The organism is Sulfolobus sp. A20, assembly GCF_001719125.1.
In the GTDB taxonomy this organism is placed as follows: Archaea; Thermoproteota; Thermoprotei_A; order Sulfolobales; family Sulfolobaceae; genus Saccharolobus.
Genome location: NZ_CP017006.1, coordinates 126453 through 140922 on the forward strand (window position 1 = coordinate 126453; position 14470 = coordinate 140922).

Consider the following 14470-nt stretch of genomic DNA (forward strand, 5'->3'; position numbering starts at 1 on the left):
TAACATATAGTCTCAAACACTTACTCTCTCTTCCCTTATCTTTGTAGCTAACATAATTACACCTACTATTATAATCCCTGAAATCAAAAATGAGTACTGGAACGCTAAGATAGACGGAATGAAAGTGAACAGAGGAATACCATTGTAAATGGTTAAAAGTAAGGGTTGCCTAAAGGTAGATTCTATAGATCCAGCTATTATAGGACCTAAAGTGTTTCCCATAAGTCTCATGCTAGTATTGGTCCCGGTTATTGTAGCCATTCTCCTCTTTGAAGTACTGGCGAGCAATAACGTTATTCGAGTTATGTTCATGCCTGAGATGAAAAATAAGACTAATACTAACAAAAGCATTAACTCTATCAAGGAAACTTTTAATCCTATCAGATAAGATAAGGTTAGTATAGCAATAACTGAGAATGAAGAGGTGGACAATATAATCTTTTTATAGCCTACTTTATTGACTAGAGATCCGAAGAAAGGTCCAGCGATGAGTAATATTAACGCGATAGGAGACATTGTCAATCCCGCTTCAAAAATAGTCATATTATATCCAACTGGTTTCGGTAGTTCTAGCATAAACACTAAGGACTGAAATGTTAGAAACAAGCCAAAACCAGTGACAAATGAAGAGAGAAGAGGAACAGCTATGTTAGGATTTTTAAAGTCTGACACATTTATTAAGGGATTTTCTGCTCTTGAAATATGCCTTAAAAAGAAGTAAAAGAGAATTAAACCTAATGAAAGTAAAGAGAGAAATTGAAACGATAACCAGCCTAGTGTTGGAGCTTCAGTCAAGGATATCCCTATTGTTAAGAAGGACGAGGATAGTAATAAGATACCCAAACTGTCTATTTTCTGCTCTTCTCTCATAACTGATTGAGGCAATGAATACCTTGTTACGAATATTATGACGATAAGTAAGGGTAATGCTGTCTCGTAAGCCAACTGCCATGAATAATATTGAGCTATATAACTTCCGATAGGTATTGCTACAGCTGCGCCTACTGCAAAAGTCGACGCTATTATACCTTGTGCTATGGGAAGCTCTCTATTATTTAACCTTTCTCTCAAGATTGTATAAGCTAACGGATTTATACTTAAACCTATACCTTGAATTGACCTTGAAATTATCAAAACACCAAAATTTGGCGATATAGAGGTTAAAAATACGCTCACAGTATAAAAGATAAGGATATATAAGAGCACTTTCTTTCTACCATACGTGTCAGCTAGCTTTCCTATGACTGGAGATAAGGTCATCCCTACTAGAGTTTCTGATGATAAGATCCATGAGCCATCAGATTCACTAACGTTGAACTGCTTTTCAATAGTTGGTAATGAAGGGAGGACAACCATTTCAATATACATTGTAAGAATAGATATTGACGCTAGGACAATTAAGTATTTAAAGAATTCTTTTCTCATAACCTAAATAGATATATCTTTTCAATTTAAGTTTTACTAGATAGCCACTTAATCATAATTTTTAAACCCTTACTGCTTGTCCTATTTTTCTTATACTAAAATTTTCCTTATCTTATGTTTATTTTCTTAATAGGTCATTTTGGAATGAGAAAACTGGGTTTTTCCTTATAATTGACGAGGCTTCCTTTTCTAGCTATAAAGACTACTTTGCTGGCTTCCAACTTACAAAGTACATTCCTAAGGGAGGTGAATAGAGATATAATCTTATTTGGTTAGTTTCTACTATTAAATCTCCGACCTCCTTTGGGATTTTCACAGGGTCTTGAGGACCCTCATAGAGCACTATATCATATTTCTCAGCCTTAACTCCTTCAAACTCGTAACATTTAGGAAAAGTGATTTCAAGTTTAGCAGATATTGTGGGTGTAGAAATTTGTAAGCCATCCATCATTTCCTCATCTCTATACACCTTTAACGTCTCTTCCTTAGTAAATGTAAAGTAATTCTTTTGAATTACTTTGAAGCCATAACGAATACTCTCTCCTACTTGTAAGGGGGGATTAAGAATCCATTTAAGATAGGCTTTTTGTTGACTGACCTGTTTCTCATAGAGTTTCACTTCACCTTTTTCCCTCTTAGCGACATAGACCTTAACTTCTGTTCTATACTTATAATCAGCTGTCCAATAACTAGAAACCTCTATTTTATCCATCTCTTTCAACGCTATTGCGTTATATTTGAAACTTTTTATCTTAGTTCTATCCCCTCTGAAAATTACTTTAACATCATGAGACAAGTTAAGGAAATCGTATTTTCTCTTTAGAACTATTCTTGCCCTATTTGACTTAATATCCCCTTCAATCTCAATTACGTCCAATTTTTTCAACAATAATAGAGCCTTATATAATTTTCCTAAAGGGGTCTTCTTACTCAACGGTATGTCCTTGATAAGTACAGATCCATCACTATTAGCAATAGTCTTTAAAATTGTCGTTAGCAATTTTGGCTTTTTCACACTATATATACGGAACTTAAACTTATTATTTTTACTAGGATTAATGAGTAATGATATATTAATATATGAATATAACTATCAAAACATCTTTTGATTGTGAATTTAAAAATCAACTAACGATACAAAAGAAAAAGAAAGCCTCGCCCTTTAGGTGAGGATGAAAAGTATATAAACCCCTTTCCTTTACCCCTTTATTATGAGTAGAGGGACTAAAAAGATTGGGTTAGAAATCAGAGCTACAGTTTGAAGATTTCCCCCTACCTCCCCTCTGCTCAGCCTTGTCTCTAATTATGAAAAAGGCCTACGTTATGTCCTTAATTGGTAAGAGAGAACAAGCCAAAGAGGTTATTAAAAGACACTCATAAGGGTACTTACAAAACACTAAGGCAAAAGTTTAATCTACCGTCAAAGGTTGCCGTAGACTGTAACAGAAACGCTATAGCAATATACAAGTCGTGGTTGAAGAACTCCAAGCGTGGTAAGTATCCAGTAGTAAATGAGGGTATCTGTCTGGTTAACACCAGAACAATCATATTCCATTGATTTCGATAAAATGAGTGTAAGGAAAATAGGAGTTGGTGAAATACCAATACTAGGCTATCCAAGGAGCTTGTCAGAATACAAGGACTGAGAAATGAGAGAGGCTAGGCTATTGCTAAAGGAAGGCAAAGCGTACTTAACGGTCACTCTTCTAAAGGAATGGAAGGAACCAGAGGCTAAAGACGGTGTCGCAATTGATATTAACATGGCTGAGGTAGTTGTTGGTAAAGACGATGAACAGTACGTTAGGATACCCACAAGATTAGAGGATGCTCATCATTACAAATCATTAGCTGAGGGCTTACAGAAGAAGTATGAGAAGAGGTGGAAGGAGAATAGAAGGATCCTTAACAGAATTAGGTCATACCATAAGAAGGCTAAAAACATCTTAGAGGACTCTGCAAAAAAGGTGGGTAAATGGGTTATTGATACAGCTAAGTCGTTTAATATTTCTGCTATATTCCTCGAAGACCTCAATAACCTAATTAAAAATGTGAAGAAATTGCCCTCTGAGTTTAGAAATAAAAACTCTATCTCATGCAGTACCGTAGGATTCAATACTGGATTGAGTGGCAGGCTAAGAAGCATGGGCTAAAGGTTGTTTATGTTGACCCTCATTATTCCTCTACCCATTGCCCAAAGTGCGGAAAAGAAATGGAAGAAGTAGCTTATAGGTATTTTCATTGTATAAAGTGTGGTTATGAGAATGATCGTGATGTTATTGCAGTCATGAACCTCTATGGTTCTCTGAGCCTCTCGACATATGAGAGATGTAAGCACGAATCGATGAAGGAAAAGGGGAGGAAGTCAGATTTAGCTAACGGATTAATTAACAAAGGAAAAGCAAGCTTAGTCCTTTAAGGAGTTGGGTAAAAGTTTTTTAGTGTAGAAGTGGTATTTAGCTGACTTTTCCTCTCCACCCTAAAAGGCGAGGCTTTCCTCAACTTTATAAGCTCAAAAAAGCGTTAGCTGAGCCTAGAACCTTTTTGTACTTTTCATAATACTTGTCCCAAGTGTCCTTAAGATCCACTCCCTTATGTTGGAAGAACTGCTGTCTTCTCTCGTAATTGATTTCGTTTCACAGTTTTGCTGATGCGTTTACCAGCTTTATTTTCTTCTGTTGGTAACCATTAGGGAATAGTCTAACAAGGATTGTACGGACACTCCCTTCTGATATTGCGGGAGAGAGTTCCCGCTCCTCATCTTCTTGAAGTTGACCAGAAGGGAGTGCCATAGGAAAAGTTAGAAAAGATTAAAAGCTTATACCCTCAAAAAGTGAGGTTTGCCGTTCTTTCTATCAGACATCATGAGACTGAAGCCATTCTTATAGTCAGCGTGATAGTCGTGTACTGACCTTCCACATGCTTGAAAAAATCAAGCTAACCTATGCTTTTAAACTCTGCGCTTTACTATTAACAATGAAAAGAAAAATTGTCCTAGGTATAGTAGCAATAGCATTAGTAGTGACATTGGTAGTGACCTTAATCCAAGAACTAGGTCGTACCCAGACGACCTCCAGTATCTCGACGTCTACCCAAAGCTCCTTTGAGGAGAGCTCAACTTCCTGCTCTACACAAAACTCAGGGAAGTTACTCCTTTTCAATGAGCTTGGCACCTTCACTGTCCTAGGCAAGTACCAGAGCGATAGTGCATACGCGATGGCAGAGGTCTACACTCCTAACGCTTCTCTCTTCGTCTCTCCATTCCTGTGGAACATGAAGAGCGCCAACGGTGAGGCTAACTTGACCTACATAGGGCACGTCCTCCACGTTTACATCAACTTCACTCACTTTAAGAAAGTCAACCCATCAATATCCGTGGACGGCTACCCAGGAATTATGTATGGACAAGAGGACTGGTTCCCCTTCACCGGCTCCACTCAAGTCTCTCCTCTGTTACCCCTTCCTCTGATGGTAACCAAGTTACCGCAGTTCACCTCTACCCTTTCCTACTCCCTCTTTTTAAAGAAGGGTGTAATAGACGACTTCTCTTACGATATATGGCTCACGCAGAACCCCAACACTACCTACTTGGAGTTCCCTGACGTAGAGGTGATGATCTGGCTGTACCACAACGAGACCCTCTCCAATTACTTCATATACGAGGGACAAGTGCAGGCCACCTTGGTAGTCAATGGGACTCCCCTTGAGGATAACTTCTCCGTTTACGTGATCCCACACACTGGGTCTGCCAACGGTTGGATAGGGGTCTACTTCCTTAGCGAGATTCAGCTGGAGGGAAACGTGACAGTACCGCTCTCGGAGCTGATCGAGGGGAGCTTCTCTTTCATTCAGAAGGTGTTTCCTAACATCACACCGGAAGGATACTACTTGGACGCCATACAAGTGGGCATGGAGTTCAACGACGTTAACGGTTCAGTATTAGCTGGATACACACTCTATAACTGGGTTATAAAGTGAAAATAAAAGATAGCCTTTCAAAGCTGAGTTTTTATTCTGGACTGCTCCTCGTAGCCCATTGTATTTCATGAAGATAAGGGACTTTAACAGATTTCTCCAGTAATACTAAAATGTCAGAACAGTAGTAAGACTATTCCAAAAGCTATAGAGGAAACTAGCGATATTAGCTGACATAACTGCGCATGTAGAAATCAATTTCGTTCACTCAATAAAATTTTATTCTGACTTATGGATTGAGTAAATTGTACTATGGATATTTTCAACATCTTACCTTATTTCTTGTTGAATGCTAAGTGCAGTTCACGTGCGTGTTTTAGGCTTCTAATAGTTTAACTAGTCGAATGTTTCAATTTTGTGTTTAAACTAAGAGAAATTCTTGTAGATTGCTGCTCAGTTACGCATAAATACAATTTTCTATTTGATTTTATAAACCTATATTCCGTAAATATAGAACTCACTTCTAAGATATTGAGAAGATCTAGATTCTTACCTTAATGCTTTTTATTAACACTGAATTGCTAGTCAAAGACTAAATTCTGACCTCCTCCCCGCTCTAAAGGTTCCCTTAGAGCGGTTCACAAGTTTACCGCCTTTACCACTTCATAGCTAGTGGGCTTTAGAGCCCGCTCCACTCGTCCAGCGATAGCTAGGTCTTCAGCCATTTTACCACTATCTCTTGGGTAGAGGAGCCCCCACTCCACCCTCCTCGAGACTTGGGGATATGTACTGAGGAGAAGGGACACGTTCTCATTACTTTTTCCTTCCCTCCTCCCCAATGATCTTCCTTCACTTAAAAACTTTACCCCGCCCTAAAGGGCGAGGCTTGTCCTTCCTTTGTCAGTTAGTTTAAAGGATATATTTAAGGTTTATATGTTTTGCAAAAGTTTTAAAATTGGAGATCTTAATAATGAATAATGACAGAAAATATTGAAATACGCTCTCCTTCAAATTTGAAAGTTATCGGAACAGTTAAGAGGATGAGTAAAGATGAGGTTAGGGGAGAGATAGAAGAAGCTTATAAGGGGTTTGAAGAGATCTCAAAGATGCCGTTATACAAGAGGACAAATATCTTAAGAAAAGTTTCGGAGATCATAGAAAGGGAACAAGAGAGGTTAGCTAGGCTGTTGGCGACAGAAGCTGGAAAGCCTATAAAAGATTCTAGAGTAGAAGTTTTAAGGGCATCCAGATTATTTAGGCAAGCTGCGGAAGAGGCATCGATAGTTTTAGAGGGCAAGAATTATAGGGTAGATGCTTATGAGTATCCTCCTGGTAACGAGAACAGGATAGTTATAAGTACTAGAGAACCAATAGGTGTAGTTACTGCTATATTACCTTTTAACTTTCCGATAAACTCCTTTGCTCATAAGGTAGCTCCTGCGATAGCTGTGGGCAATTCAGTAGTTGTAAAACCTAGCATAAACACGCCACTATCAGCAATTGAAATGAAAAAAATTTTAGTTGAAGCTGGACTTCCAGACAGTGCTGTAAGAATAGTCACGGGATATAGCAATGAGATTGGAGACGAGATAATAACGCATCCCTTAGTTGGATTAATTACGCTTACCGGATCTACGCAAACTGGGCTAAGTATAGCTTCCAAGGCTGTAGCATTAGGGAAAAGGATCATTATGGAATTAGGGGGATCAGATCCAATAATAGTTTTGGAAGATGCCAACATAGATAGGGCTTCTTCAATAGCGGTAAGAGCGAGATTTGAATACGCAGGACAAAACTGTAATGCTGGAAAAAGAATAATAGTAAGGCAGGAGATCGCGGATAAATTCGCTAAAGCATTCTACGAGAAAGTAAAAAGCCTAAGAGTAGGAGATCCATTAGACGAAACTACTGACGTAGGTCCAGTTATTAATAGGGAGAGTGTAGAGAAGCTAAATAGTGTATTGGAGGACGCAAAGATTAAAGGAGGTAAGGTAGAAATATTAAACAAGGGTTCAGATTCTGGATATTTCTTCCCGCTATCAGTCATAACCAACGCAAACTTAGATATGTTAGCGCTAAAAACTGAAGTTTTTGGACCAATTGCACCAATTGTGAGTGTTAAGAATGATGAGGAAGCAATTAGCATCGCCAATTCAACAGAATATGGTTTGCAATCAGCGATATTTTCCAATGACTTAAATAGGGCTTTAAAGATAAGCAGACAGTTGAAATTCGGAGCAGTTATAATAAATGATAGTACAAGGTTAAGGTGGGACTCATTACCGTTCGGCGGATTTAAGAAGACTGGAATAGGAAGAGAGGGAGTTAGAGAAACCATGATTGAAATGACTGAGAACAAACTAATAGCTATAACACTATTCTGACCCTAAAGGGCGAGGGTTTTCTTTTTCATCTATAATGACTTATAGAAAGCTACGATCTTTTCAGCATTATGTTCTAATTCTTTTTCATTTCTCTTCACATCATCTACAATGCTAGCATCTCCTCCATAATTCTTAACCCATTCCCTTATCATTTCTGAATTCACTTCCAGATGAAATTGTAAACCTAAGATCCTTTTAACTTTAAAAGCCTGGAAATAGTTCCTGTTGTATGCCAAAAGGACAGCATCTATAGGCAAAGAAAAAGTATCTCCGTGCCACTGAAAGACTAATAACTCATCAGTCTTTAAGAAATTCGATAGCTCTCCAATTATCTTGACTTTCTGAACTCCTAACTCAACACCATAGGGGCCTTTAATTACCTTCCCCCCTAAAGCTTCTGAAATTAATTGAGACCCTAAACAAACTCCTAAAACCCTCTTATTCTGATAATAAGCCTTTCTGATCAATTGCATCTCAGTTTCTAAAAATCCATATTTATCTCTATCATAAACTCCCATAGGTCCTCCCATAATTACTAGTTCCTCAAAATCCTCATTACCCTTCAGTTCTTCTGCATAAATTTCTTTAACATTATAGAAATATTTTTTAAAAGTTCCTAAAGTCTCAATAGGGTGATTATATATTGCTAAAGTTACCATATGTGATATTTACTTAACAAAGTTATTAAATCTTTATAACGTCATCATCCTTTCCCTAATATATACTTCGTCTACAACTTGACCTCCTCCCCTTAGAGGGTTCCCTTAGAGCAGTTCACAAGTTTACCGCCTTCATCACTTCATTGTAGTTGGCTTTAAAGCCCAACTCCATTTGTCTAGCGGTAGACCAATGTCCGGGTCTTCAGTCAAATTACCACTATCCCTTGAGCGACACTCCACTCTCCTCGGGACTTGGGGATATATATTGAGGAGGAGGGACACGTTTTCACTACGCTTTATGGCTTCCCTCCTCCCCAATAATATTCCTTCACTAAAAATATTACCCCGCCTTAAAAGGCGAGGCTTTCCTCACTTTGTAAACATTAGCGCTCAGAGACGAATTGAAAAGAGTCTCACGCATACTTATTGTCTAGGCTTTCAAAGAATTTAAGACTTCTCCCAAAGTTCAATTATTTCCTTATTGCTTAACACCAGCATCAGCCTTTGCATATTTGCTAATGACCTCTCATGGGCTTGTTTATCAGCTGATGAGACTGCCTCTTTAGCTATAACTGGAATGAATCCTAAGGCTTGTGCGTGTCTAGCTGAAGTTTCAACACCTATATCAGTTGCTATCCCGGTGAAAACTATGGACGTTATTCCAGCATTTCTTAGCATAAGCTCAAAATTTGTACCCACAAATATACTTGGAGTGTTTTTCCTTAATATTACATCACCTTCCTTAGGATAGACTTCTTTATATATATCGCCAGGGTTAAATGAACGTCTAATTATTGGTTGGAATCTCTCCGGAAACGGCGTAATCATAGTGTACACTATCGGAACGTTATTCTTCCTTGCTGCATCGATTAACTCCTTAAGCTTGTTTATGAATTCGTCCTTATTGAATATTGAATTTACTAAAGCGTCTTGAACGTCCCACACTACTAATACTGAGTTGTTCTTTTTAACCAGCTTTTTTATTTCATCTAAATTAAAGAAAGACATATGATTATTCACTCATAATGTAATAAAAAGTTATCTAACAAAAAGTTAAATCGTTTATTTTTTAGTTAGAAATGCTCTACAGCCTTTATTAGATTTTCAGCATTATATTTTAGAATTCTATCCTTAACGTCTTGACTAATATTTACTTCAGAAAATTCCTTAACCCATCTTTCTGGTTTTATCAAGGGAAAGTCTGAGCCAAACAGTAATTTTTCATTAAGCCTTTTAGCGTACTTCCATATTACATCTGGTATATACTTAGGAGCCCAACCAGAGAGATCTAAGTAAACGTTAGGTTTGTGTAGAGAAATAGCTATTGCTTCTTCAGTCCATGGCCATCCGAAATGTGCCAAGACGATTTTCGTGTCTTGAAACCTAACTGCTATTTCGTCAAAATATATGGGTCTTCCATAATCTAACCTTATCTGGGATTTAACACCAGCCCCTATTCCAGAAGTTCCAGTGTGAAAAACTGTTACCAAACCGTGCTGATTAATTACATCATATACCTTTAATGCTCTCTCATCTAATGGATGAAAACCTTGTAATTGAGGGTGTAGTTTCACACCAACCGGTTCATATTCTTTTATTAATTTTCTTAACTCTTCTACGGCATTATGCTTTAGCGGATCTATTGAAATAAATTTGATTATCCTATCATCAGCTTTGATGACCTCGTTTGGAATTCTCCTACCTAGAAAGGTTGTTGAATCTATTGGTAAAACCACAAATCTCCTTATACCGAAGGATTCGTAGTAATCGAGGATTTCTTTTAATCCTTTGACCTCGACTTTAGCATTAAAGTACTTTAATGCGGATTCTTCATATTCTCCCAAAAAATCTAGAAATTCCTTTATTGGAGCATGAAAATGAAAGTCTATCATACTAGTGATTTTGTTTAGGATGTATTTAACTTTTGTAAAAGACTACAACTGTAGAAAAAAGTTAGCATATTTTTAAAAAATTAAACTAGCTCTTCTGATTTAATATTCGTTACTGGTCTCCAGCCAATACCATATGCTATTCCAGTACCTATTAATCCAATAGCCAAATTAATTAGAACTGATATTGCACCAATATACATCGGTCCTATAGGAGTTAAGAATGAAGAAGTCTTCAATGGTCCGAAGTGATTAGCTAAAAGTGTTAGATAAATCCCGCTAAACATCCCTCCTACCCATCCTCCTGTCAGCGCATAACCATTAAGCTTATGCGTATACAATCCCAAGAATACGGGGGGTAATGTTTGCAATATTATTATTCCTCCAAGTAATTGTAGTTGTATCGCATAAGTTGCTGGAGTAGTGAAGACCAATACCAAGGCTAGGAATTTAAAGGCTGTAGAAATCCATTTAGCTAATGCAGATTCAGTGTTAGAAGACATATTAGGTTTAAACTCCTTAATGATGTTTCTTGTCAGTAAATTAGCTGCTCCTATAGCCATTATAGCTGCTGGAACTAGCCCACCTATGAAAATACCTAATAAAGCGATTCCAACAAACCAATCTGGCATAGTGTATCCAATTAATGCAGGAACTGCTATTGCCCCAGATTTTACAGAACTTATGAACTTTACTACGTTAATATCGGCGTAAACTAGTATGCCGAACAAAGCTATAATAGCTAATATTAATGAATAAAATGGCTGTAGAGCTAGAGATACTTTAAGAGATTGCTTAGAATCTGCACTAACACTACCATTGACCGCATGAGGATAAAGGTATAGTGCAAAAGCGCTTCCAATTGCTAAGGATATATAGGCTGAATATGCAGAAATAGTATTAGGTAAATAATTGTAGAAAATGGGTTTATTAACGTGGTTTAAAGCTAGATTGATTTGATTGCTTAATGTGGCTGCGTTATGAAAGGCAGCTGAAAAGCCTCCAAATGCTAATGGGACGTATATTACAACTGTTATTACGCTGATAAGAATTATAGCGTCCTTATAAACTGCAGTTAAGGCAGCCCCTCTCAATCCACTGGTAAATACGAAAGCTGCGAGTATTATGAATGATACTAATAAACTTAAATCGCTTGCTAAAGTAATGTTACTAACTCCTAAACCTAATAATAAAATAAATAACGCAGCCTGCATTCCAACTATTTGTAAGGCTATATAGGGTAGTTCTGCTACAACACCAGTTATGGCAACTAAACCAGCAAGTAATTTGCTATTGAACCTCTCCTTAACGAAGTCCGCAGCTGTCACATAACCTCTATTTCTGGATATTGCCCACAATCTGGGCATAAAGAGAAGTGCAATAAATGGTGTAACTCCAGAGTAAAAGGCAGCGAAGAAACCTATAGGGCCACTTGCCAAAACGAGCGAGGGGACTGCAATAAAAGTATATGCTGTAAACAAATCAGCTGTCAATAAGAACCACATCAGATAGGGACCTAATCTTCTACCAGCTAAAGCCCATTCTGAAAGTTTTGATAGATCTCCCCTTCTCCACCTGCTTCCATAAAATCCTAAAAATACGAATATAGCGAAAAGGATTACAAATAATATAACTGAAATTATTGAGACATGTAAGCCATCCATGTTCTCAATCCTTTATCGTTAATATTACTATGAAAAATACTATAGCACCTATTGGCATTAGTATCATTTGATACCAGTAAAATAGTGGTAACCCTAAAAGAGTAGGAGAATCCTTAGAATAAATTGGCAAGAGGGAGTAGAGTATAATGAATACTAGTGCTAAAACCCCTACTGTTATATAATACTTTCTCGCCATTCTAAGTTTATCAAATGAAAATAAGTTTTTAAGCTTTTCTACCTCTTTTTAGAATTTTTCGAGTTATTTTTTGTAAATTTTATTTCGTTATTAGTTTTTAATCATTGTATCTTTAAAAAAACATTAAAAGAAAAGCTTATATTGTTCATGAATAAACACATCCTATGCCTAAAATAGCTGATGAAATTTATAAAATACTAGCCAAGTATACTGGGTCCATTTATGGCAATCCTGGAACCACTGAATTACCGTTTTTAAAATATATTCCAGAAAACATGAATTATTACTTGGCATTACACGATGGTATAGCTGTAGGGATGAGTGAAGGATATTATCTTAAAACGGGGAAATTAGGGATTTCTAACCTACATGCCGGACCAGGCTTGTCTAATTCATTTGGATACATTTATTCAGCTTATCATAATAAATCACCCTTACTAATTATAGTAGGTCAACAAGCATCTCATACCTTTGTTGATGAGCCGATGTTATATTATAATTTCCATTCATTACCGTACGTAAAGGATTACATTGTGATAAAGAACTCTAAAGAAGTTATTAAATCGTTCAATAGAGCCATAAGAACCTGCCTTTCTCCACCCTACGGTCCGGTAATAGTTTCTTTACCTTATGATATTGCGGATATTGAATCTCATGAAGAATACATAGACCAAGGGGAGATTAAATATAGTAATTTATGCGATGACACTAACGTCAAAGAGGTAGCAGAAAGGATAAATTCAAGTTACCAGGTTGCAATTATAGCAGGATATGAGATAGATGTCTATGAGGCATGGGAGGAGTTAAGGACCTTAGCAGAAAAACTGAAAACTCCAATTTATGTTGAACCATATTTATCTAGATCAGTAGGGGTAAAGATTACTGATACCCTACCAACTAGGGCTAGTGAAATAAATAAAATAATAAGAAATTATGATTTCGTGCTAGTAGTTGGGGCTGAGTTACACAGAGTATTATATGCCGATGAGGAAATAGAGTGGAAAAAAGCTATACAAATAACTTCAGACTTAAATGAAGCGAGGAAGAGACCTTGGAGTAGTATAGTGTGTAACATCAAAGACTTCTTGATCAAATTGAGTAGTTTAGTAAAGCCAAAGAATGAAAAAAGTATATCCATTATAAGGGAAAGGAAAATTGACGAAAAGATATATAACGTGATGAAAAATTTGCGTGATAAACTTAATGGTTATACTGTATTTAGCGAGGCGTCTTCCCATGGAGAAATTATAAGAAAAATGTTTTCTGAAGGAAAGCATAGCTTCTATACTAATAGAGCAGGATTGTTAGGCTGGGCATTACCAGCCGGGATAGGATATTCATCTGCTGGAGGTAAGTCGTTAATAATATTAGGAGATGGAAGTTTTAATTATACTCCTCAAGCACTATGGACTGCATCTAGATATAGTTTAGATGTAAGGATATTATTAATAAATAACCGCGGATATGAGTCTTTAAGAATGAGAGCAGGATACAATAAGGACTTCTTCTCTCCAGTCACACATCCTTGGAGAGTTGCCATGGCTTATGATTTTGACTCGAGGGAATTCGATGATCCTAATAATGCAGTTAGGTGGTTAATGGAAGGAAATCCTAGAAAGTTAGCTGAGATAATTGAATAAATATTACTGAGAAATAAAGTTAATCAACACTAAAATAATGAACATATTTTGGATATATTTGAGTAATAAACTAAAGATCTTAAGCCATGGTTATGGTCTCTCTTACCTCCCCCCTTACCCTAAAGGGGTAGTCTTGCCCTTATAATTATTATATTTCCCATCAGATTTACTAAGAATTTTTTAGTGAAAGCTAAGCTTAAATACTAAACTAAATAGAGTGCAATCATATGAGTATAAAAATAAATCTTAACTAGCTTGTTTATGCAACTGGACTTTGCTAGATCCTCATTACCACACTATATTCACACATTTATAGTTTATTCTATACCTTCAGAACGTCGCTATAAACTAAATCTCCTTCACCTTAAGAGGCTAGGTTTTTTCCTTTTGTTTAATAAACTTTGCTTCAAAATTCAGTTCAAATGCATAAGCTGTTACTATAACATGAGCTCTAGCTTGTCTCAACATTAATCAACAATTTAACTCTATCTCTTCCCTAATCCTTCTGTTGTTGTGATAAGGGCGAAAGATTAGATAAGACAAGAAGTGTCTTAAAGGGGTTTGCGTTTCATCGGATCTCATATAATTTGATATCGACCCTTGGGCTTCACGGGAGTCAAGCGAATTCTTCGCCCTCATCCTCCTACGCCCCATTAGCGGGATAACCCCAACCCACCATCTAAGTGGGGAAACCCGCACAT

At 36.9% G+C, this 14470-nt stretch carries 13 protein-coding genes and 1 pseudogene; 4 read left to right on the forward strand and 10 right to left on the reverse strand.

Translation table 11 applies throughout. From position 1 onward, the window contains the following. Positions 1 to 12: 12 nt before the first annotated feature. On the reverse strand, positions 13 to 1425 hold the full coding sequence (locus BFU36_RS00610; RefSeq protein ID WP_069281382.1) for an MFS transporter: 1413 nt from the start codon (positions 1423 to 1425) through the stop codon (positions 13 to 15). A gap of 202 nt (positions 1426 to 1627) precedes the next feature. Further along, complete coding sequence (locus BFU36_RS00615) at positions 1628 to 2440, reverse strand: hypothetical protein (RefSeq protein ID WP_069281384.1); 813 nt, start codon at positions 2438 to 2440, stop codon at positions 1628 to 1630. A gap of 268 nt (positions 2441 to 2708) precedes the next feature. Here BFU36_RS00615 and BFU36_RS00620 point away from each other — a divergent pair. Next, positions 2709 to 3841 (forward strand): annotated as a pseudogene (locus BFU36_RS00620) (RNA-guided endonuclease TnpB family protein). A gap of 217 nt (positions 3842 to 4058) precedes the next feature. Here BFU36_RS00620 and BFU36_RS13750 read toward each other — a convergent pair. Further along, on the reverse strand, positions 4059 to 4214 hold the full coding sequence (locus BFU36_RS13750) for a transposase (RefSeq protein WP_069281386.1): 156 nt from the start codon (positions 4212 to 4214) through the stop codon (positions 4059 to 4061). A 150-nt stretch (positions 4215 to 4364) separates the two neighbouring features. Next, positions 4365 to 4583, reverse strand: a complete 219-nt coding sequence (locus tag BFU36_RS14145) for a hypothetical protein (protein ID WP_231961199.1) — start codon at positions 4581 to 4583, stop codon at positions 4365 to 4367. 55 nt (positions 4584 to 4638) lie between these two features. Between BFU36_RS14145 and BFU36_RS00630 the strand changes: the two genes are divergently transcribed. Beyond that, complete coding sequence (locus BFU36_RS00630) at positions 4639 to 5400, forward strand: GH12 family glycosyl hydrolase domain-containing protein (RefSeq protein WP_231961200.1); 762 nt, start codon at positions 4639 to 4641, stop codon at positions 5398 to 5400. A 575-nt stretch (positions 5401 to 5975) separates the two neighbouring features. Here BFU36_RS00630 and BFU36_RS14020 read toward each other — a convergent pair. Next, positions 5976 to 6176 (reverse strand): hypothetical protein, encoded by a 201-nt coding sequence (locus tag BFU36_RS14020; RefSeq protein WP_069281390.1) that lies wholly within the window; start codon positions 6174 to 6176, stop codon positions 5976 to 5978. 135 nt (positions 6177 to 6311) lie between these two features. Here BFU36_RS14020 and BFU36_RS00640 point away from each other — a divergent pair, with 135 nt between their 5' ends. Further along, on the forward strand, positions 6312 to 7721 hold the full coding sequence (locus BFU36_RS00640; RefSeq protein WP_185957809.1) for an aldehyde dehydrogenase family protein: 1410 nt from the start codon (positions 6312 to 6314) through the stop codon (positions 7719 to 7721). A gap of 29 nt (positions 7722 to 7750) precedes the next feature. Here the strand turns inward: BFU36_RS00640 and BFU36_RS00645 are convergent, their stop codons facing one another. From BFU36_RS00645 to BFU36_RS00665, 5 genes are all read right to left on the reverse strand, one after another. Next, on the reverse strand, positions 7751 to 8380 hold the full coding sequence (locus BFU36_RS00645; protein ID WP_069281394.1) for a type 1 glutamine amidotransferase: 630 nt from the start codon (positions 8378 to 8380) through the stop codon (positions 7751 to 7753). A 447-nt stretch (positions 8381 to 8827) separates the two neighbouring features. Further along, positions 8828 to 9388, reverse strand: coding sequence for an isochorismatase family cysteine hydrolase (locus BFU36_RS00650; RefSeq protein ID WP_069281396.1), 561 nt, complete (start codon positions 9386 to 9388; stop codon positions 8828 to 8830). Positions 9389 to 9453: 65 nt separating this feature from the next. Further along, positions 9454 to 10272, reverse strand: coding sequence for an amidohydrolase family protein (locus BFU36_RS00655; protein WP_069281398.1), 819 nt, complete (start codon positions 10270 to 10272; stop codon positions 9454 to 9456). Between the two features lie 80 nt (positions 10273 to 10352). Further along, positions 10353 to 11933, reverse strand: a complete 1581-nt coding sequence (locus tag BFU36_RS00660; RefSeq protein ID WP_069281400.1) for a sodium:solute symporter — start codon at positions 11931 to 11933, stop codon at positions 10353 to 10355. 4 nt (positions 11934 to 11937) lie between these two features. Then, positions 11938 to 12129 (reverse strand): DUF3311 domain-containing protein, encoded by a 192-nt coding sequence (locus BFU36_RS00665; protein WP_069281402.1) that lies wholly within the window; start codon positions 12127 to 12129, stop codon positions 11938 to 11940. 164 nt (positions 12130 to 12293) lie between these two features. Between BFU36_RS00665 and BFU36_RS00670 the strand changes: the two genes are divergently transcribed. Continuing rightward, positions 12294 to 13769 carry a thiamine pyrophosphate-binding protein gene (locus tag BFU36_RS00670; protein WP_069281404.1) on the forward strand — a complete coding sequence of 492 codons (1476 nt, stop codon included), beginning with the start codon at positions 12294 to 12296 and terminating at the stop codon, positions 13767 to 13769. The last annotated feature ends 701 nt before the right edge of the window (positions 13770 to 14470 follow it).

What these genes read in the sequence shown, in the direction of transcription:
- BFU36_RS00630 (WP_231961200.1), top strand. Translation starts at nt 4,639, where the DNA reads ATGGCAGAGGTCTACACTCCTAACGCTTCTCTCTTCGTCTCTCCATTC.
- BFU36_RS00660 (WP_069281400.1), bottom strand. Translation starts at nt 11,933, where the DNA reads ATGGATGGCTTACATGTCTCAATAATTTCAGTTATATTATTTGTAATC.
- BFU36_RS00610 (WP_069281382.1), bottom strand. Translation starts at nt 1,425, where the DNA reads ATGAGAAAAGAATTCTTTAAATACTTAATTGTCCTAGCGTCAATATCT.
- BFU36_RS13750 (WP_069281386.1), bottom strand. Translation starts at nt 4,214, where the DNA reads ATGGCACTCCCTTCTGGTCAACTTCAAGAAGATGAGGAGCGGGAACTC.
- BFU36_RS00655 (WP_069281398.1), bottom strand. Translation starts at nt 10,272, where the DNA reads ATGATAGACTTTCATTTTCATGCTCCAATAAAGGAATTTCTAGATTTT.
- BFU36_RS00645 (WP_069281394.1), bottom strand. Translation starts at nt 8,380, where the DNA reads ATGGTAACTTTAGCAATATATAATCACCCTATTGAGACTTTAGGAACT.
- BFU36_RS00670 (WP_069281404.1), top strand. Translation starts at nt 12,294, where the DNA reads ATGCCTAAAATAGCTGATGAAATTTATAAAATACTAGCCAAGTATACT.
- BFU36_RS00650 (WP_069281396.1), bottom strand. Translation starts at nt 9,388, where the DNA reads ATGTCTTTCTTTAATTTAGATGAAATAAAAAAGCTGGTTAAAAAGAAC.
- BFU36_RS00665 (WP_069281402.1), bottom strand. Translation starts at nt 12,129, where the DNA reads ATGGCGAGAAAGTATTATATAACAGTAGGGGTTTTAGCACTAGTATTC.